Here is a 17,285-nt window from a genome sequence, read left to right on the forward strand (position 1 = left end):
GTGAAATCCCTCCTTGCACTGCTTTCCCTCGTCGCCCTGCCGGTCCTGGCAGCCGAGCCGACCCTTTACGGACGCTATGAATACATCGCACTGCCGGAAATCGGCGGCGAAGTGCTCAAGGCCAAGATGGACACTGGTGCGCTGACCGCCTCGCTGTCGGCCAAGGACATCGAGACGTTCAAACGCGACGGCGAAGACTGGGTGCGTTTCCGTCTGGCCACCAAGGACGCCAGCAACAAGGTGTACGAGCACAAGATTGCGCGGATCAGCAAGATCAAGAGTCGCTCGGATGAAGAAGACGAGGGCGAAAGCACCGAAGTGGCCAAGCGCCCGGTAGTCGATCTGGAGCTGTGCCTGGGCGACGTCAAGCGTACCGTGGAGGTCAACCTGACCGACCGCAGCAACTTCAACTACCCGTTGCTGATCGGTGCCAAGGCCCTGCGCGAGTTCGGCGCGGCGGTGAACCCGGCGCGGCGCTTCACGGCGGACAAGCCGGACTGCTAAACCAAGTGGTCTCATTGACGTAACGCCGGGCTTGGGGCACCGTTCGCGCACTTAACCCACAGGCTCGGACGCCATGCCTCATATCCTGATTGTCGAAGACGAAGCGGCGATTGCCGACACGCTGATTTTTGCCTTGCAGGGCGAGGGCTTCACCACGACCTGGCTGAGCCTGGGCGCGGCGGCGCTGGAGCATCAGCGTCAGACTCCGGCCGATCTGATCATCCTCGACATCGGCCTGCCGGACATCAGCGGCTTCGAGACCTGTAAACAGCTTCGTCGCTTCAGTGAAGTACCGGTGCTGTTCCTCAGCGCGCGCAATGCCGAAATCGACCGGGTGGTGGGCCTGGAAATCGGAGCCGACGATTACGTCGTCAAACCGTTTTCACCGCGAGAGGTGGCGGCCCGGGTCCGGGCGATTCTCAAGCGCATGGCGCCACGCCCGGTCATCGAAGCATCCTCGGCGCTGTTTCGCATCGATCCCGAACGCGTGCAGATCAGCTATCGCGGCCAGCCCCTGAGCCTGACCCGCCATGAATTCCGATTGTTGCAATGCCTGCTCGAGCAACCCGAGCGGGTATTCAGCCGCGAGCAATTGCTCGATGCGTTGGGCGTGGCGGCGGATGCCGGATACGAGCGCAGCATCGACAGCCATATCAAAAGCGTGCGCGCCAAATTGCGTCTCGTACGCGCCGAGGCCGAGCCGATCCAGACCCATCGCGGCCTCGGCTACAGCTACAGTCCGGGGAATAGCTGATGACGCTGGGGCTGCGAATTTTCCTGGTGTACGTGCTGTTCATCGGCCTGACCGGGTATTTCGTGCTCAACACGGTGATGGAAGAAATCCGCCCGGGCGTGCGCCAGTCCACCGAAGAAACCCTGGTCGACACCGCCAACCTGATGGCAGAAATCTTGCGGGACGATTTCAAGGCCGGCACCCTCAACCAGAATCGCTGGCCGCAGCTGCTTCGCGCCTATGGCGAACGCCAGCCGAAGGCGACGATCTGGGGCCTGGCAAAAAACCAGGTCAACCACCGGATCTACGTTACCGACGCCAAGGGCATCGTAGTGCTGGACTCCAGCGGTGTTTCGGTCGGTCAGGACTACTCGCGCTGGAACGACGTCTACCTGACCCTGCGCGGTGAATACGGCGCACGCTCCAGCCGCAGTGACCCGAATGATCCGAATTCTTCAGTGATGCACGTCGGCGCGCCGATCCGCGACAACGGCGCGATCATCGGCGTGGTCACGGTCGCCAAACCCAACAGTTCACTGCAACCCTATGTCGATCGCACCGAGCGCCGCTTGCTCGGTTACGGCGCCGGATTGATCGTCCTCGGCCTGCTGCTCGGCGCCGTGCTGTCGTGGTGGCTGAGCCGCGCGCTGCACCGCTTGACCGTGTACGCCCAGGCCGTGAGCGAGGGTCGTCGGGTGGCGGTGCCGCACTATCGCGGCGGCGAGCTGGAGCAGTTGGCGACCGCCGTCGAGCAGATGCGCACCCAGCTCGAAGGCAAGGCCTACGTCGAGCGCTATGTGCACACGTTGACTCACGAATTGAAGAGCCCGCTGGCCGCCATTCGCGGTGCCGCCGAGTTGCTGCAGGACGAGATGTCGGCGGATCAGCGATTGCGCTTTGTCGGCAACATCGACAGTGAAAGTGCTCGGATGCAGCAGTTGATCGAGCGCCTGCTCGATCTGGCTCAGGTGGAGCAGCGTCAGGGTCTTGAAGAGCGCGTCGCCGTGCCGCTCGTGGCGCTGGTCGATGAAGTCTTGCAGGCACAGACCGCACGGATTGCAGGGCGGCAATTGAGAATCGAACGGGCCATCCCCGCCGATCTGGCGTTGCTCGGCGAGCCGTTTCTGCTGCGCCAGGCCTTGGGCAATCTGCTGGAAAACGCGCTGGACTTCACGCCGCCCAAGGGCTTGTTGCGATTCGATGCCGAGCGGGTTGGCGAGGAGATTGTGTTTCGCCTGTTCAACGAGGCCGCGGCCATTCCCGATTACGCGCTGACGCGTCTGACCGAGCGCTTTTACTCATTGCCGCGTCCTGACAGCGGGCGCAAAAGCACAGGGCTTGGGCTGAATTTCGTTGAGGAAGTGGTCAAGTTGCACGGTGGTTCTCTGCGCATCGAGAACCTCGCAGGCGGCGTGCAGGTGCAGGTGCAACTGCCGTGACCCGCCCGGCAAACCGTCGCCCGCTCAGGACGGCGTTGCGGCCTCGTTGAGTCGAGCCTTGTTTCGGCGATGCGCCCATTGCAGCGCCGGTCGCTCGACCCAGTGCCAGGAGGCGATGGCCAGCACGATCACGATCAGCGCCGACAGCATCATGGACGGTACGAACGTCAGCGATGTCTTGTTGATCACCAACTGCTGGACGGGAAACGCATACAGGTAGATGCCGTAGGACAGGTCGAATCGACCGCGGATGGTGCGATCGACGTAGAGCAGGCCGACACCCAGGGTGGCCAGGCAGACGCACAGAGTGACGATCACCCCGGCCATCGGTGTCCCGATCGCCAGTGAAGCAATCCCGATACAGACCACCAGCATGATTGCCAATCGGCGTTTGTAGCCCAGCAATGGCTTGTAGAAGGCCAGCAGCGATCCGGCAAAAAACGCGATGCCGGCACATCCATACACCGCCAGTTTCTGAGTCAGTGCGGTAGCCGGGCCGTTGCCCAGTACAAAGGTCGCCACACAGAACAACACAAGCAAAGCAGCCGCTGCCGTCGCCCGTCGGTGCAGACTCAGCACCACCGCCACCAGCAGATAGAAAGCGAATTCGATTTTCAGCGTCCAGAGGCTGCCGTTGAACGACTCGCTGAAGATAAACCCGTCAGTGACGGGCTCGATGTTCGCGCGGCCGAACAGCGAGATGCGCAGGAAATCGATCAGGGCGGCGGGGCTCGTCACATAGCCGTCGGCAAACACCGCACCGGCCACAAATGTCATGAGGAAGGCGCAAACGATCAGCGCCGGAAAGATCCGCGCGATACGTTTGCTCAGATAGTCAGTGATGCCCTTGGCGTTGAGGAAGCTGTGGGTGATCAGCAGGCCGGAAATCGAAAAGAAGGCAATGACCGCAATGCCACCCAGCGAGTTGTAGCCAGTGATGCCCGGTTCCTGCAATCCGCTCAGGGCAAAGTGATGGCTGACCAGTACCAATATCGCGGCAACGTGCCTGATCAGATCAAATGAGTTGTTGCGCAATCCGATAGTCCTTTATTCCAGTCTTGTCCGTCGGTGCCCGGAAGGGCGGGTGGTAGCTTTTGTGGAAAAGCGTTTTACAGGTATTTCCACGTAAAGCCCACACAACCTCCATAACAAATCCATACAGCGTTTGCAGACTCGCTCCATTCCAACAAGGGAGCGTTCCGATGAACCGAAATCTGACATTCAAACTCGGGGCCATTGCCCTGTTGATTCTGGTATTGCTGGTGCCGCTGTTGATGATCGACGGCATCATCGACGATCGCCAGCAACTGCGTGACGGTGTGCTCGAAGACATCGCCAGAAGCTCAAGCTACAGCCAGCAACTCAGCGGGCCGGTGATGGTTGTGCCGTATCGCAAAGTGGTGCGCACCTGGAAGACCAAAGAGAAGAGCGACGAGCGCTATCAGGAAATCGGAGAAGAGCGCGGACGCCTGTATTTCCTGCCGGAGCGTTTTGAACTCGATGGCCAGGTACAGACCGAACTGCGCGCCCGGGGCATTTACGAGGCGCGGCTGTTCCATGCCGATAACCGTATCAGTGGCCATTTCTCGCTGCCGGCGCAGTTGGGGATCAAGGAAGATTTTGCCGATTACACCTTCGATGCGCCGTTCCTGGCGGTCGGCATCAGCGACATTCGCGGGATCGAAAATGCCCTGAAGCTGGAGCTGGGCGCGCAACGCCTGGACTTCGTGCCCGGTACTCAAGTCGGTTGGCTGGGCGAGGGTGTGCGAGTGACGCTGCCGGCGCTGGACACCAGCAAGACCACGGAACTGGCCTTCGGCTTCGACCTGCGTCTGCAAGGCACCGGCTCGTTGCAGGTGCTGCCGGTGGGCAAGACCAGTCGCGTGAACCTCGCCGCCAACTGGCCGCACCCAAGCTTCATCGGTAACTTCCTGCCGGCCAGGCGCGAGATCAACGATCAGGGTTTTACCGCTGACTGGCAGACCTCGTTTTTCTCCACCAATTTGCAAGAAGCGATGAGCCGTTGTGTGTCGGGCAATGATTGCGAGGCGTTCAACGGGCGCAGTTTCGGCGTGAGCTTCATCGATCCGGTGGATCAGTACCTGAAGAGTGACCGGGCGATCAAATATGCGCTGCTGTTCATCGTCCTGACGTTCGCCGGTTTCTTCCTGTTCGAAGTGCTGAAAAGCCTGGCGGTGCACCCGGTGCAATACGCGCTGGTGGGTGTGGCGCTGGCGTTCTTCTATCTGTTGCTGCTGTCGTTGTCGGAGCACATCGGGTTTGCCCTGGCGTATCTGTTGTCGGCCAGCGGTTGTGTGGTGTTGATCGGGTTCTACGTCTGCCACGTGCTGCGCAGCGTGCGGCATGGCTTGAGTTTTTCGGCGGGGCTGGCGGCGTTGTATGGCTTGCTCTACGGCCTGCTGAGCGCCGAGGATTACGCGCTGCTGATGGGTTCGCTGCTGCTGTTCGGTCTGCTCGGTGTGTTCATGGTGCTGACCCGCAATCTGGACTGGTACGGGATCGGGCAGAAACCGGCCAAACCGCTGGAATTCGATATCGGAGCGGTGCAATGAGCCGGTTTGTGGGATTGCGTGAGGAGCAGCGGGAGGCCGAGGTGTTGATGACGCTGATCTTTGCCTCGTTGCCTCCCGCCCGGTGCGTCAAGCCTTCGGCATGGTCGCAATCATCGACGGCCGCTGGCTCACTTCAAAGAACCAGTTGGCCAGTTGCGGATTGGCGTCACGCCAGCCCAGATCCGGGAAGCGCAGGTCGAGATAACCCAGTGCACAGGCCACGCTGATCGCGGCGACATCGAAGTGGCAGGTCAGTTCGGCAATCGCGTCGCGCTCCAGCAAGGCGAGGGCGCGGCGGATCTTCTCGCGCTGGGCTTCGAGCCATTCGTCCCAGTGTTTTTCCGGGGCGCGCAGCACTTGCTCGTAACGCACCATGACCGAGGCGTCCATGATCCCGTCGGCCATCGAGGCCAGGGTCAGGCGCCGCCAGCGGGCCGAGCCGTCGCGGGGGATCAGCGGGTTGCCGACGTGCTGGTGGTCGAGATAATCAAGGATCACCCGGCTGTCATGGATGACATTGCCGTCGGCCAGGCGCAGGGCCGGGATCTTGCCCAGCGGGTTGTCTTCGTTGAGCGCGGCGTCCGGGCTGACAGGGCTGAGCACGCAGTCCTGCAGCGCGACGCGATCCTGCTGGCCGGTCTCGTGCAACAGCACCATGACTTTGCGCACGAACGGGGACAGGGTGTTGTGGAACAGGGTCATGCTGGGAGCGGACATTGGCAGGGTCTCGGTCAAGGGCAAGACGGGCAGCATAGCGCGTTGCCCGTCAGGCTCAAGCCGTTCAGCGGCGTTGCAGCAATCCACGCAGGGCAATGGCGGCCGGAACGCCCAGACCAATCCAGCTCAAGCCATCCCAGATCCCGTCGCCCAGCAGCGCCGCGAACAGGCCCGCCGCACTCAGCAGCGCGATCACCAGCGGCGTGCTGAAGACTTTCCAGAAATTCGACTGACGCGGTTTCATGCAGCGGCCTCTGCCGTTTCCAACACCGGTTTCGCGGCCTTGCGCCGCACCACCCACAGGTACACGCCACTGGCGAGGACGATGATGGTCAGCACGTCCAGCGTGGCCCAGAGGATTTTCATCGGCATGCCGCCGTAGTCACCGAAGTGCAGCGGCTGCGACATGCCCATGGCGTCCATGTACCACGGTCGCTCTGCCACCGCTGTCACTTGCAGGGTGCTGGCGTCGATCAGCACCGGGGTCAGCAGGTGCGAGGTCAGGTGGGTGCCGCCCTTCATGAACACCGAGTAATGGTGCTCGCTGGAGAAACGGGTGCCGGGGAAGGCGATGAAGTCCGGTTTCATGCCCGGTGCGACTTCGTTGGCGATATCCAGCAGTCGCGTGGCCGGGGCGAGGTGGATCAGCGGCGGGACATCGCGGTAGGGCGCGATCATGGCGTTGAGCGAATCGTTGCGCCATGCAGCGATGATCAGATCGGCGCAGGCGCTGATCACCCCGGTCACGCCGACCACCAGCGCCCAGGTCAAGGTGACCACGCCGATCAGGTTATGCAGGTCGAGCCAGCGCAGGCGGGTGGACTTGTCCTGGCGCACGGTGCCGAACTTCAAGCGGCGCATGAACGGCAGGTACAACACCGTGCCGGACACGATCGCGACCACGAACAGCAAACCCATGAAAGCCAGCAGCAGCTTGCCCGGCAGCCCGGCGAACATGTCGACGTGCAGGCGCAGGATGAACAGCATCAGCCCACCGTTGGCCGACGGCATTTCCAGGGCTTCGCCGGTACGCGCGTCGAGCATGAAGGTGTGCGAGGAATTGGGCTCGGTGCCGGCGGTCCTGGCCATGATCGTCAGCACGGCATTCGGCTCGTCGTCTTCGAAGCCGAAATACTGCACGACCTCGCCGGGCCGATGCTTTTCCGCCGCTTCGACCAGTTGCGCCAGGTTCAGATGCGGCGTGTCCGCCGGCATCACCCGCAACTCGGGCGCATCGCCCAGCAGGTGGTCGATCTCGTGATGGAAAATCAGCGGCAGGCCGGTCAGGGCCAGCAGCAGCAAAAACACGGTGCAGATCAGGCTGGTCCAGGTGTGGACCAAGGACCAGCGGCGAATTGTTTTACTTTTCATTTCATGACCTTCAAAAACACCCAAGCCGTCCACGAGGGACGGCCTGGTTGCAGGGCCTGTTCAGCTCAGGCGCTTACCACTTGTAAGTGGCGCTGGCGACGACACTGCGCTGGTCGCCGTAGTAGCAGTAGAAGCTGTCGCAAGTGGAGATGTAGTCCTTGTCCAGCAAATTGGTGGCGTTGAGTGCCAGCGACGCGCCTTTGAGGCTGTTGTCCAGACGGCCGAGGTCGTAATGCACGGCGGCGTCGAACACGGTGTACGCGTCCGCCTTGCCCAGCCAGGTATTGGCTTTGTCGCCGTAGGTGTTGCCGGTGTAGCGCGCGCCGGCGCCGATGCCGAAGCCGTCGAGCACACCGCTGTGCCAGGTGTAATCGGCCCACAGCGAGGCTTGCTGGTTCGGCATCAGTTGCAGGCGGTTGCCCTTGTCGGCGCCGTTCTGCACTTCGGATTTGGCCAGGGTGTACGCGGCGATGACCTTCAGGTTGTCGGTGACGTCGGAGACGGCTTCCAGCTCCAGGCCTTTGACCTTCACTTCGCCGGTCTGGCTGGTGATCGATACGCCGTTGACGAACGAGCTGACCGAAACGTTTTTCTGGGTCAGGTCATACACGGCCGCCGTCAGCAGGGTCTTGCTGCCCGGTGGCTGGTACTTGATGCCCAGTTCCCACTGCTTGCCTTCGGTCGGTTTGAGCGATTCGGTCGACGAGGCGTCGGCGCCGGTGGTCGGCTGGAACGATTCGGCGTAGGACAGGTACGGCACGAAACCGGAGTCGAAGACATAGCTGATCGCCGCGTTACCGCTGAACGCCTTGTCACGCTGGGTGTTGGTGGCGTCACCCTTGTTGATGAATTGCGTGCTGGTATGCACCCAGTCTTCACGACCGCCCAGGGTCAGGCGCCATTGGTCCAGGGCCATCTGGTCCTGAACGTAGAGGCCGGTCTGGTAGGTCTTCTGGTTGTAGTCATAGAACGCGGTGGAGCGCGCCGGACGCACGATCGGCTGACCATGGATCGGATTGTTCACGTTGATCTCCGGCGCGCTGCCGAAGATCGAGGTGTAGTTGGTGTTGCTGCGCTGGTGATCCAGACCCAGCAGCAGGGTGTGGCGGATGTCGCCGGTGGCGAAGTCGGCCTGGAAGTTGTTGTCCACGGCGAACTGGCTGATGTCTTCGTCGACGATGGTGGTCGTGCGGCCGACGTTGCCGTCATTGTCCACTTGAGTGAACGGGTAGGAGCCGACGGTGATGCCCTGGAACGACAGATCCGACTTGGTGTAGCGCAGGTTCTGCTTGAACTGCCACACATCGTTCAGGCGATGTTCGAAGGCATAGCCCAACGCGTAGTAGGTGCGGTCGTAGTATTCCCAGTCCGGATCGCCGAGGTTCTTGTGATGGGAAACCTTGCCGAACGGCATGTCGATCTTGGTGCCCTGCACCGGCAGGAACTGGCTGGTGATGCCGGTATCGTCGCGGGTGAACTGGGTCAGCAGGGTGAATCTGGTGTCGTCGTCGATGTTCCAGGTCAGGCTCGGCGCGATGTTGTAGCGCTTGTTGTCGACGTGGTCGATCTGCGTGCCGCTGTCACGTACCACACCGCTGAGGCCGTAGAGAAACTGGCCAGCGTCATCGATCTTGCCGGTGCTGGCGAAGTTGATCTGGCGGTGGTTGTCGCTGCCGTATTGCAGCTGGATTTCGTTGCTCTGCACATCGCTCGGGCGACGGCTGACCATGTCCAGCAAACCGCCCGGTGGGGTCTGGCCGTATACCGACGAGGCCGGGCCGCGCAGCAGGGCGAGGCGGTCGAGGTTCCAGGTTTCCTGTTTCGGGTTGGCGTACACGCCTTTTGGCAGGGGCAGGCCGTCGAGGAACTGGGTCGGTTCGAAGCCGCGCACGCGCAGCCAGTCGGCGCGAGTGTCGCTGCCGTAGCTGCTGGCGGTGATGCCCGGCATGTAGCGCACGGCGTCATCGAGGCTGTGCACGCCACGGTCTTCCATTTGCTGGCGAGTGGCGACCGAAATCGAACGCGGTGCTTCGACCAGTGCAGTGTCGGTCTTGGTGCCGGCGGCGGTGCGGGTGGCGGTGTAGCCTTCGACCGGGCCCCAGGCGCTTTCGTAGTTTTCCACGCCGATCACCGAGGTTTCCGGCAGGGCCATCACGCCTTCCGGCACGGCGACCAGGGTGTAGGTGCCGGCGCCGCTCTGTTCCAGTTGCAGACCGGTGCCGCGCAGTGCCGCGCGCAGGGCGCCGGCCGCGTCATATTGGCCGTTGACCGGCGCCGAGGTCTTGCCCGCCGCCAGCGACGGGTTCAGCGACAGCGTGAGGCCGCCCTGGCTGGCGATCTGGTTCAGGGTGGTCGACAACGGAGCCGCCGGCAGGTTGTAGGCGCGTACGCTCGACGCCTGTTCAGCGGCGATCAGTTGGCTGCTGGCCAGCGGGGTGCAGAGGGCAATGGCGACCGCCAGCAAACTGGGGCGCAACAAGGTGTCTAGCGAACGGGACATACGGCGGCTCCTGAATGGAAATATTTCTCAATTGCCTGTGTGCCGGACGAGATTCGAAAAGTGATAGGGCTGGATGAAAATAATTTCGATTAACGAACGACATCGCTGCGCAAGTCAGCAGAAAGTCCGTTTTCATGGGATGTGATGGGTGTTTCTGTCGCGGCCTGCTCGCGATCGCTATGACTCAGGCAGCGCTGAATGTCAGGGCTTCGGATCCGCCTTGGCCACGGTCACCCACCATGGCGTGTGCTGTTCGATCTGCACCGGCAGGGTCGGCAGCAGGGCGTTCAGCGCCTTGTCGGTGTCGTGCAGCGGGAAGCTGCCGGTGATGCGCAGATCGGCGACTTCCGGCGCAATGCCCAGATGGCCGCGACGATAGCGCCCGAGTTCATGCACCAGGTCTTCCAGGCGCGCGTTGTCCACTACCAGCATGCCGCGGGTCCAGGCATCGGCGCCGGGGTTGAGCGCCACCACCGAATCCAGACCGTTTTGGCGAATCAGTACTTGCTGGCCTTCGCGCAGGATCTGTTCCTGCGGATCGGATTGCGGATGCGCCGCCACCGCCGACTGCAACACGCTCAGGCGCGTGCCGGCGTCTTCGCGTTTGACCAGGAACCGCGTGCCGAGGGCGCGCATGCTGCCCTCGGCGGTTTCGACGATGAACGGCCGCGCATCGCCGTGACCGGTTTCGACAAGGATTTCGCCTTCCTGCAACACGATCAGGCGTTGTTTTTCATCGAAGCGGACATCCACGGCGCTGTGGGTGTTGAGGTTGAGTACGGTGCCGTCGGCCAGGCGCACGGTGCGCTGTTCGCCGGTGGCGGTGCGTTGATCGGCGAGCCAGTAATCCAGCGGCAGATAACGTTCGCTGGCAAACAACGCCAGCCCGACCACCGCCACGACACTGGCCAGCCCGCTGCCCAGCTTGCGCACCCGGCGGCGGATGCCTTCGCGCGATTGCAGCAACGCGTTGCGTGCCGGGCCGTTGGCCACGCTGAAACGCTGGTCGAGCATGCCCAGCTGGCGCCAGGCGCGAGCGTGTTCTTCGTTGGCCGCGTGCCACTTGGCGAATTCTTCGCGTTCCAGCGGCGTGCTGGAATCGAGGGTCAATTGCCAGGCAATCGCCGCGTCCAGCACATGGGCCGGGACCGGTCTAGAACTGGCCGGGCTCATGTTGGCTCACCGTACAGCGCGATGTAGCACTGTCGAATACCCTGGGCCAGGTACTGACGCACGCGGGGGACAGACACGCCGAGTTTGTCGGCGATCTCGGCGTGGGTCAGGCCGTCGAGGCGGTTATAGAGGAAAGCGGCGCGAGCCTTGGTCGACAGCTTGCCGAGCATGCGGTCGATGGCCTTGAGGTCTTCGAGGATCAGTTGCTGTTCTTCGACCGAGGGCTGTTCGCCCTCGGGGATCAGCATCAGTTCGGTCAGATACGCCTGTTCCAGCGCCGCCCGGCGGAAGTAGTCGAACAACAACCCTTTGGCGATCGCCACCAGAAATGCCCGGGGTTCGCGCGGTGTCAGCAGTTCGTCGCGGCCAAGCAGGCGGACGAAAGTGTCCTGGCTCAGGTCTTCGGCCCGTTGCGGGCAAGCCACGTTACGGCGCAGCCAGGCCAGCAGCCAGCCACGGTGGTCGCGATACAACGCACCGACGAGCTCGCTGTGAGGGCTTTGGGCTGAAGACACGACGACACCGATTGGGAAGTGTTAACTAACGAGAATTGTTCGCGATTGTGGCAGAGGTGGGAATGGTTAGCAATTGGCCACCGGTCGGGTTGTCGGGCGACAACCCGGATTCAGAACGAATGCGTCTGCTGGCGGCGCTTCCACTGACTCAGGCGTTGCTGCAGATTCAGCGGACTGTGGATCTGCTGCTGGCGCGCCCGACTGAACAGGATCAGCGCCAGTTCCGCGGTGGCCAGGGCATCGGCACTCGCATGGTGGCGCTCGAACACTTCGAGCTTGAACCAGTCGATCCACTCGTCCAGCCCCGCCTCGCGAATATGTGCCTGCGGGCAAACCAGCGGGGCGATCTGCGCCACATCGAGAAACACCGTCTGCAACTTGTGCCCGAGATGTTCCTTCAGTGCGCGGCCGAGCATGTGCTGGTCGAACGAAGCGTGAAACGCCAGCACCGGGCTGTCGCCGATGAACTCCAGCAGCTCGACCAAAGCTTCGGTGGGCTCGCTGCCGGCGGCAATCGCGCTCGGGGCCAAGCCGTGAATCAACACGCTCGGGCCGAGTTTCAACTCGTGACACTGCAGGGTGCGTTCGAACTGCTGACTGAAGTCGATCGCACCGTCCTCGATCACTACCGCGCCGATCGACAGCACCCGATCCTTGCTCAGGTTCAGCCCGGTGGTTTCCAGATCCAGCACTACCCAGCGCTGCTCGCGCAGGCTGCACTCGCGCAGTTCGCCGATGGCCGGCAGTTTCGTCAGGCGCTGTTGCAGGTCGTCCGGCACAACGGGGCTGGCCGGACGCAGCCACGAGAACAGGCTCATAGCTGATACCGCAGGGTCAGGCTGCTTTGCAGGCGCTGGGCCTGGCGCAGGGATTCACGCAGGATGCGCCGGTCCAGATGATTGAGGCTGTCGGGATCGACCCGGTTCGAATACGGCAGGTTTTCCCGGGTCTGCAATTGATGCTGCTGCATGCGCGTCTGCTGAATGAAGTGGTACGCCTCTTCGTACGCGGCGCCATCCAGTCGGTCGATGACTTCTTTATCCACCAGTTGGCGGAAGCGTTCGAGGGTGTTGTTGGCGTCGATGCCATTGGCCAGTGCCAGCAAACGTGCACCGTCGACAAACGGCGTCAGGCCCTGGATCTTCAGGTCCAGCGTGGCTTTCTCGCCGTTCTTGCGGGTCAGCACGAACTCACGAAAACGCCCCACCGGCGGGCGGTTGCGCAAGGCGTTCTCGGCCATCATCCGCTGGAACAAACGATTGTCGCCGACCTGATCGAGAATCCCCCGGCGCAGTTGCTCGCAACCCTGTTCATCGCCCCAGACCACCCGCAGGTCGAAATAAATGCTTGAGCCCAGCAGGTTCTCCGGCGTTGCCTCGCGGATGAACGCGGCAAAGCGCCGGGCCCATTCTGCACGGGACAGGCACAGCTGCGGATTGCCGGCCATGACGTTGCCCTTGCACAGGGTGAAGCCGCATTGCGCCAGGCTGTTATTGATCTGCTGGGCGATGGGCAGCAGCTTGCCGCGAATCTCCGCCGCATGGGCCGCATCCCGCGCATCGAACAGAATGCCGTTGTCCTGATCGGTGTGCAGGGTCTGTTCGCGCCGGCCTTCGCTGCCGAAGCACAGCCAACTGAACGGCACACCGGGGTCGCCTTTCTCCGCGAGCGTCAGCTCGATCACCCGGCACACGGTGTGATCGTTGAGCAGGGTGATGATGTGGGTGATCTGGGTCGAAGACGCACCGTGAGCCAGCATGCGCTCGACCAGTTGGCCGATCTCGCCACGCAGGGTCACCAGTTGTTCAACCCGCTGGGCGCTGCGGATGGTCCGTGCCAGGTGCACCAGATCGACCCGTTGCAGCGAGAACAGATCACGCTCGGAGACCACGCCGCACAGGCGCTGATCCTTGACCAGACAGACGTGGGCAATGTGCCGCTCGGTCATCGCTATCGCCGCGTCGAAGGCGCTGTGATCCGGCGAAAGATAGAACGGCGAGGGCGTCATGTGACGTTCGATCGGTTCGCTGAAATCGTCAACACCTTCAGCCACCACATGCCGCAAGTCGCGCAGAGTGAAAATCCCCAGTGGCGCCTTGTGCTCATCCACCGCGACGATGCTGCCGACTTGTTGTTCGTGCATCAGCTTCACCGCTTCGCGCAACGGTGTGGTCGGGCTGCACGTCACCGGATGGCGCATGGCCAATTCGCCGAGACGGGTGTTCAGCGAATACTGGGTGCCGAGGGTTTCCACGGCTTTTTGCTGGACTTGCTGGTTGACCTGATCGAGCAGGCTGCTGACCCCGCGCAAGGCGAAATCGCGGAAGGTGCTGGAGAGAGCAAACAGCTTGATGAACGCCAGTTTGTTCAGTTGCAGACAGAAGGTGTCTTCACCGGCCAGATGCTCGGTGCGGGTCGCCCGTTCGCCGAGCAGCGCGGCAAGGGGAAAACACTCGCCGGTGGTGATTTCAAAGGTGGTTTCGGTGCCGCCCTTGGCCGTGTGCGGACGCTCGCCCACCACCCGGCCCTGCTTGACGATGTAGAAGTGTTCGACCGGCCCGTCAGCGGGTTTGATGATGCTCTCGCCCTGACCGTAGAAGCGCAGCTGGCATTGCTCCACCAGATAGGCCAGGTGAGCGTGTTCCATTTGATTGAAAGGGGGGAAGCGCTGGAGGAATTGCAAAGTGCCCTGAATGTTCTGCAACACCGCGGTTTTCCCTGCCTGGGTGAAGGCGTCCGCTTTACTCATAACCATTACCGCAGTCTTTTTCGAATTGTTGTTGTCGGATCGTTGCAGCCATGGTCGACCCCATCGCGCGGGGTGCCCATTGGACGTAAGTCTAGGTTGGGCATGCCGTTGGGGAGTTTTCTGATATGCCCTACAAAATCAGTCGGAAATTCTTCGGTTCGCCCCTTGGAAAAAAATCCGACGAAGTGCACATTGAAGCTCTGCCCAGCGATGTCTGACCACTGTGCCAGGGGATCGAATTGAAAACGTAGAGAACGCCATGTCCGACCACGATATTTTGAGCGACGCCGAGCGGGAAGCGCTCAGCGCTGTAATGCTCGAACCCGATCTGCCACCGCAGCGTGTATTGATCGTCGATGACGACAAGGATGCGCGGGAGCTGTTGTCGGAGATTCTCGGGCTGGATGGCATTCGTTGCATGACCGCGGCCAGCGGCGAAACCGCGCTGAAAATGCTCGCGGAAAAACCTTCGATCGGGTTGGTGATCACCGACCTGCGCATGGGCAACGTCGATGGCCTGGAGCTGATCCGCCAGGTGCGCGAGTCAGTGCGGGCGGCCATGCCGATCATCATCGTTTCGGGCGATGCCGACGTGAAGGATGCGATTGCGGCGATGCATTTGAGCGTGGTGGATTTCCTGCTCAAACCTATCGATACCGCCAAATTGCTTGGACTGGTCAGACATGAGTTGGGGATCGAGCCCTAGCCAATCCGGCGCAAACAAAAAAAGCCCTGATCGAAAGATCAGGGCTTTTTCGTGTCCGGCATCCGCGCAGGTTAAAGGCCGTTGGCAGCCTTGAACTCGCGACGACGACGGTGCAGGACCGGCTCGGTGTAGCCGTTCGGCTGTTTGGTGCCCTCGATCACCAGTTCGACTGCCGCCTGGAAGGCGATGTTGCTGTCGAAGTTCGGGGCCAGCGGACGGTACAGCGGGTCGTTGGCGTTCTGACGGTCTACCACCGGCGCCATGCGCTTGAGGCTTTCCATCACTTGCGCTTCGGTCACGACACCGTGACGCAGCCAGTTGGCGATGTGCTGGCTGGAGATACGCAACGTTGCACGGTCTTCCATCAGGCCGACGTCGTTGATGTCCGGCACTTTCGAGCAACCCACGCCCTGGTCGATCCAGCGCACCACGTAACCGAGAATGCCCTGGGCGTTGTTGTCCAGTTCGTTCTTGATCTGTTCCGGCGTCCAGTTCGGGTTGACCGCCAGCGGAATGGTCAGGATGTCATCGACCGACGCGCGGGCACGTTTGGCCAGCTCGGCCTGACGGGCAAACACGTCGACCTTGTGATAGTGCAGCGCGTGCAGCGCAGCGGCGGTCGGCGACGGAACCCAGGCAGTGTTGGCGCCGGCCAGCGGGTGAGCGATTTTCTGTTCGAGCATCGCCGCCATCAGGTCGGGCATTGCCCACATGCCTTTACCGATTTGCGCACGACCTTGCAGGCCGGTGCTCAGACCGATATCGACGTTCCAGTTCTCGTAGGCGCCGATCCATTTCTCGGCCTTCATGTCAGCCTTGCGCACCATCGGGCCGGCTTCCATGGAAGTGTGAATTTCGTCGCCGGTGCGGTCGAGGAAGCCGGTGTTGATGAACACCACGCGCTCGCTCGCTGCCTTGATGCAGGCCTTGAGGTTGACCGTGGTACGGCGTTCCTCGTCCATGATCCCGACTTTCAGGGTGTTGCGCTTGAGGCCCAGCACGTCTTCGATGCGACCGAACAGCTCGTTGGTGAACGCCGCTTCTTCCGGGCCGTGCATCTTCGGTTTAACGATATACACGGAACCGGTGCGGGTGTTCTTGCGCGAAGTGTTGCCGCTCAGGTTGTGCATCGCCGCGAGACAAGTCACCAGACCGTCGAGGATGCCTTCCGGCACTTCGTTGCCGTGCTTGTCGAGGATCGCGTCGATGGTCATCAGGTGACCGACGTTACGCACGAACAACAGCGAGCGGCCGTGCAGGGTCAGTTCGCTGCCGTCGACCTTGGTGTAGGTGCGATCCGGGTTCATGGTACGGGTGAAGGTCTGGCCGCCCTTGGACACGGATTCCGCCAGGTCGCCCTTCATCAGGCCGAGCCAGTTGCGGTAGATCACCACCTTGTCGTCGGCATCGACGGCCGCCACGGAGTCTTCGCAGTCCATGATGGTGGTCAGCGCTGCTTCCATCAGGATGTCTTTGACGCCGGCGGCATCGGTCTGGCCGACCGGGGTGCTGGCGTCGATCTGGATTTCGAAATGCAGGCCGTTGTTCTTCAGCAGGATCGCAATCGGCGCATTGGCATCGCCCTGGAAGCCGATCAGCTGTGCGTCGTTGCGCAGGCCGCTGGTGCTGCCGCCCTTGAGGGTGACGACCAGTTTGCCGTCAGCGATCTTGTAGCCGGTGGAATCGACGTGGGAGCCGGTCGCCAATGGCGCGGCTTCGTCGAGGAACGCACGGGCGAAGGCGATGACTTTGTCGCCACGCACCTTGTTGTAGCCTTTGCCTTTTTCCGCGCCGCCGGCTTCGCTGATGGCGTCGGTGCCATACAGGGCGTCGTACAGCGAACCCCAGCGGGCGTTCGAGGCGTTGAGGGCGAAGCGGGCGTTCATCACCGGGACCACGAGTTGCGGGCCGGCGGTACGGGCGATTTCGTCATCGACGTTTTGCGTCGTTGCCTGGAAATCAGCCGCTTCTGGCAGCAGATAACCGATCTCTTGCAGGAAGGCTTTATAGGCCACGGCGTCGTGCGGCTGACCGGCACGGCTTTGGTGCCAGCCATCGATACGAGCCTGGAAGTCATCGCGTTTGGCGAGTAGGGCTTTGTTCTTCGGCGCCAGGTCGTGAATGACCTTGTCGGCACCTTCCCAGAATTTGTCGGCGGTGAGGCCGGTACCGGGAATGGCTTCGTTGTTCACGAAGTCGAACAGGACTTTGGCGACCTGCAGGCCACCGACTTGAACGTGTTCAGTCATTGCTTGCCTCACTCTGCTCAGCTATTTCGCTTTTCAGCTCTTCAATTTAACAATGA

15 protein-coding genes are annotated in these 17,285 nt (G+C 61.9%); 5 read left to right on the forward strand and 10 right to left on the reverse strand.

Translation table 11 applies throughout. The features are described from left to right. The 3 genes from rloA2 (at nt 1) to creC (ending at nt 2,676) form a co-directional block, all read left to right on the forward strand. Nucleotides 1–504, forward strand: a complete 504-nt coding sequence (gene rloA2 / locus ACODTD_RS19230; RefSeq protein WP_011336265.1) for a retropepsin-like aspartic peptidase RloA2 — start codon at nt 1–3, stop codon at nt 502–504. A gap of 73 nt (nt 505–577) precedes the next feature. Next, the gene (gene creB, locus ACODTD_RS19235; RefSeq protein WP_011336264.1) at nt 578–1,258 is read left to right on the forward strand and encodes a two-component system response regulator CreB; all 681 of its coding nucleotides are present in this window, start codon (nt 578–580) and stop codon (nt 1,256–1,258) included. Beyond that, a complete protein-coding gene (gene creC / locus ACODTD_RS19240) occupies nt 1,258–2,676 on the forward strand; it encodes a two-component system sensor histidine kinase CreC (RefSeq protein WP_285354374.1) in 1,419 nt (472 codons plus the stop codon). The genes creB and creC overlap by 1 nt, the downstream gene beginning before the upstream one ends. Nucleotides 2,677–2,700: 24 nt before the next feature. Here creC and ACODTD_RS19245 read toward each other — a convergent pair whose 3' ends face one another. Continuing rightward, nucleotides 2,701–3,711: an acyltransferase family protein gene (locus tag ACODTD_RS19245; protein ID WP_285354375.1), complete on the reverse strand. Its 1,011-nt coding sequence runs from the start codon at nt 3,709–3,711 to the stop codon at nt 2,701–2,703. A 167-nt stretch (nt 3,712–3,878) separates the two neighbouring features. Between ACODTD_RS19245 and creD the strand changes: the two genes are divergently transcribed. Further along, nucleotides 3,879–5,249: a cell envelope integrity protein CreD gene (gene creD, locus ACODTD_RS19250; protein ID WP_285354376.1), complete on the forward strand. Its 1,371-nt coding sequence runs from the start codon at nt 3,879–3,881 to the stop codon at nt 5,247–5,249. Between the two features lie 87 nt (nt 5,250–5,336). Here the strand turns inward: creD and ACODTD_RS19255 are convergent, their stop codons facing one another. The 8 genes from ACODTD_RS19255 to ACODTD_RS19290 all read right to left on the reverse strand — a co-directional run bounded on the left by ACODTD_RS19255 (nt 5,337) and on the right by ACODTD_RS19290 (nt 14,280). Next, the gene (locus tag ACODTD_RS19255) at nt 5,337–5,966 is read right to left on the reverse strand and encodes a glutathione S-transferase (RefSeq protein ID WP_041475616.1); all 630 of its coding nucleotides are present in this window, start codon (nt 5,964–5,966) and stop codon (nt 5,337–5,339) included. Nucleotides 5,967–6,030: 64 nt separating this feature from the next. Continuing rightward, a complete protein-coding gene (locus ACODTD_RS19260) occupies nt 6,031–6,210 on the reverse strand; it encodes a hypothetical protein (protein WP_085697754.1) in 180 nt (59 codons plus the stop codon). Next, nucleotides 6,207–7,337: a PepSY-associated TM helix domain-containing protein gene (locus ACODTD_RS19265; RefSeq protein WP_285354377.1), complete on the reverse strand. Its 1,131-nt coding sequence runs from the start codon at nt 7,335–7,337 to the stop codon at nt 6,207–6,209. The genes ACODTD_RS19260 and ACODTD_RS19265 overlap by 4 nt, the downstream gene beginning before the upstream one ends. Before the next feature lie 73 nt (nt 7,338–7,410). Beyond that, the gene (locus ACODTD_RS19270; RefSeq protein ID WP_221616003.1) at nt 7,411–9,837 is read right to left on the reverse strand and encodes a TonB-dependent siderophore receptor; all 2,427 of its coding nucleotides are present in this window, start codon (nt 9,835–9,837) and stop codon (nt 7,411–7,413) included. 201 nt (nt 9,838–10,038) lie between these two features. Beyond that, nucleotides 10,039–11,010 carry a FecR domain-containing protein gene (locus tag ACODTD_RS19275; RefSeq protein ID WP_285354379.1) on the reverse strand — a complete coding sequence of 324 codons (972 nt, stop codon included), beginning with the start codon at nt 11,008–11,010 and terminating at the stop codon, nt 10,039–10,041. Then, on the reverse strand, nt 11,007–11,525 hold the full coding sequence (locus ACODTD_RS19280; RefSeq protein ID WP_039768032.1) for an RNA polymerase sigma factor: 519 nt from the start codon (nt 11,523–11,525) through the stop codon (nt 11,007–11,009). Before ACODTD_RS19280 ends, ACODTD_RS19275 begins: the two co-directional genes overlap by 4 nt. 110 nt (nt 11,526–11,635) lie before the next feature. Then, nucleotides 11,636–12,343 carry a 3'-5' exonuclease gene (locus ACODTD_RS19285; RefSeq protein ID WP_011336254.1) on the reverse strand — a complete coding sequence of 236 codons (708 nt, stop codon included), beginning with the start codon at nt 12,341–12,343 and terminating at the stop codon, nt 11,636–11,638. Beyond that, complete coding sequence (locus ACODTD_RS19290; RefSeq protein WP_285354380.1) at nt 12,340–14,280, reverse strand: putative nucleotidyltransferase substrate binding domain-containing protein; 1,941 nt, start codon at nt 14,278–14,280, stop codon at nt 12,340–12,342. Before ACODTD_RS19290 ends, ACODTD_RS19285 begins: the two co-directional genes overlap by 4 nt. 253 nt (nt 14,281–14,533) lie before the next feature. On the opposite strand from ACODTD_RS19290, the gene ACODTD_RS19295 reads away from it, so the two are divergent. Further along, nucleotides 14,534–14,980 carry a response regulator gene (locus ACODTD_RS19295; protein ID WP_085654016.1) on the forward strand — a complete coding sequence of 149 codons (447 nt, stop codon included), beginning with the start codon at nt 14,534–14,536 and terminating at the stop codon, nt 14,978–14,980. Nucleotides 14,981–15,051: 71 nt separating this feature from the next. Here the strand turns inward: ACODTD_RS19295 and ACODTD_RS19300 are convergent, their stop codons facing one another. Next, the gene (locus tag ACODTD_RS19300; protein WP_285354381.1) at nt 15,052–17,229 is read right to left on the reverse strand and encodes a malate synthase G; all 2,178 of its coding nucleotides are present in this window, start codon (nt 17,227–17,229) and stop codon (nt 15,052–15,054) included. Between the last annotated feature and the right edge of the window lie 56 nt (nt 17,230–17,285).

Source organism: Pseudomonas sp. FG35, assembly GCF_057809295.1.

Coding starts and splice junctions, on each gene's coding strand:
- creB (WP_011336264.1), top strand. CDS start 578: ATGCCTCATATCCTGATTGTCGAAGACGAAGCGGCGATTGCCGACACG.
- creC (WP_285354374.1), top strand. CDS start 1,258: ATGACGCTGGGGCTGCGAATTTTCCTGGTGTACGTGCTGTTCATCGGC.
- creD (WP_285354376.1), top strand. CDS start 3,879: ATGAACCGAAATCTGACATTCAAACTCGGGGCCATTGCCCTGTTGATT.
- ACODTD_RS19255 (WP_041475616.1), bottom strand. CDS start 5,966: ATGTCCGCTCCCAGCATGACCCTGTTCCACAACACCCTGTCCCCGTTC.
- ACODTD_RS19260 (WP_085697754.1), bottom strand. CDS start 6,210: ATGAAACCGCGTCAGTCGAATTTCTGGAAAGTCTTCAGCACGCCGCTG.
- ACODTD_RS19265 (WP_285354377.1), bottom strand. CDS start 7,337: ATGAAAAGTAAAACAATTCGCCGCTGGTCCTTGGTCCACACCTGGACC.
- ACODTD_RS19270 (WP_221616003.1), bottom strand. CDS start 9,837: ATGTCCCGTTCGCTAGACACCTTGTTGCGCCCCAGTTTGCTGGCGGTC.
- ACODTD_RS19275 (WP_285354379.1), bottom strand. CDS start 11,010: ATGAGCCCGGCCAGTTCTAGACCGGTCCCGGCCCATGTGCTGGACGCG.
- ACODTD_RS19285 (WP_011336254.1), bottom strand. CDS start 12,343: ATGAGCCTGTTCTCGTGGCTGCGTCCGGCCAGCCCCGTTGTGCCGGAC.
- ACODTD_RS19290 (WP_285354380.1), bottom strand. CDS start 14,280: ATGGTTATGAGTAAAGCGGACGCCTTCACCCAGGCAGGGAAAACCGCG.
- ACODTD_RS19295 (WP_085654016.1), top strand. CDS start 14,534: ATGTCCGACCACGATATTTTGAGCGACGCCGAGCGGGAAGCGCTCAGC.
- ACODTD_RS19300 (WP_285354381.1), bottom strand. CDS start 17,229: ATGACTGAACACGTTCAAGTCGGTGGCCTGCAGGTCGCCAAAGTCCTG.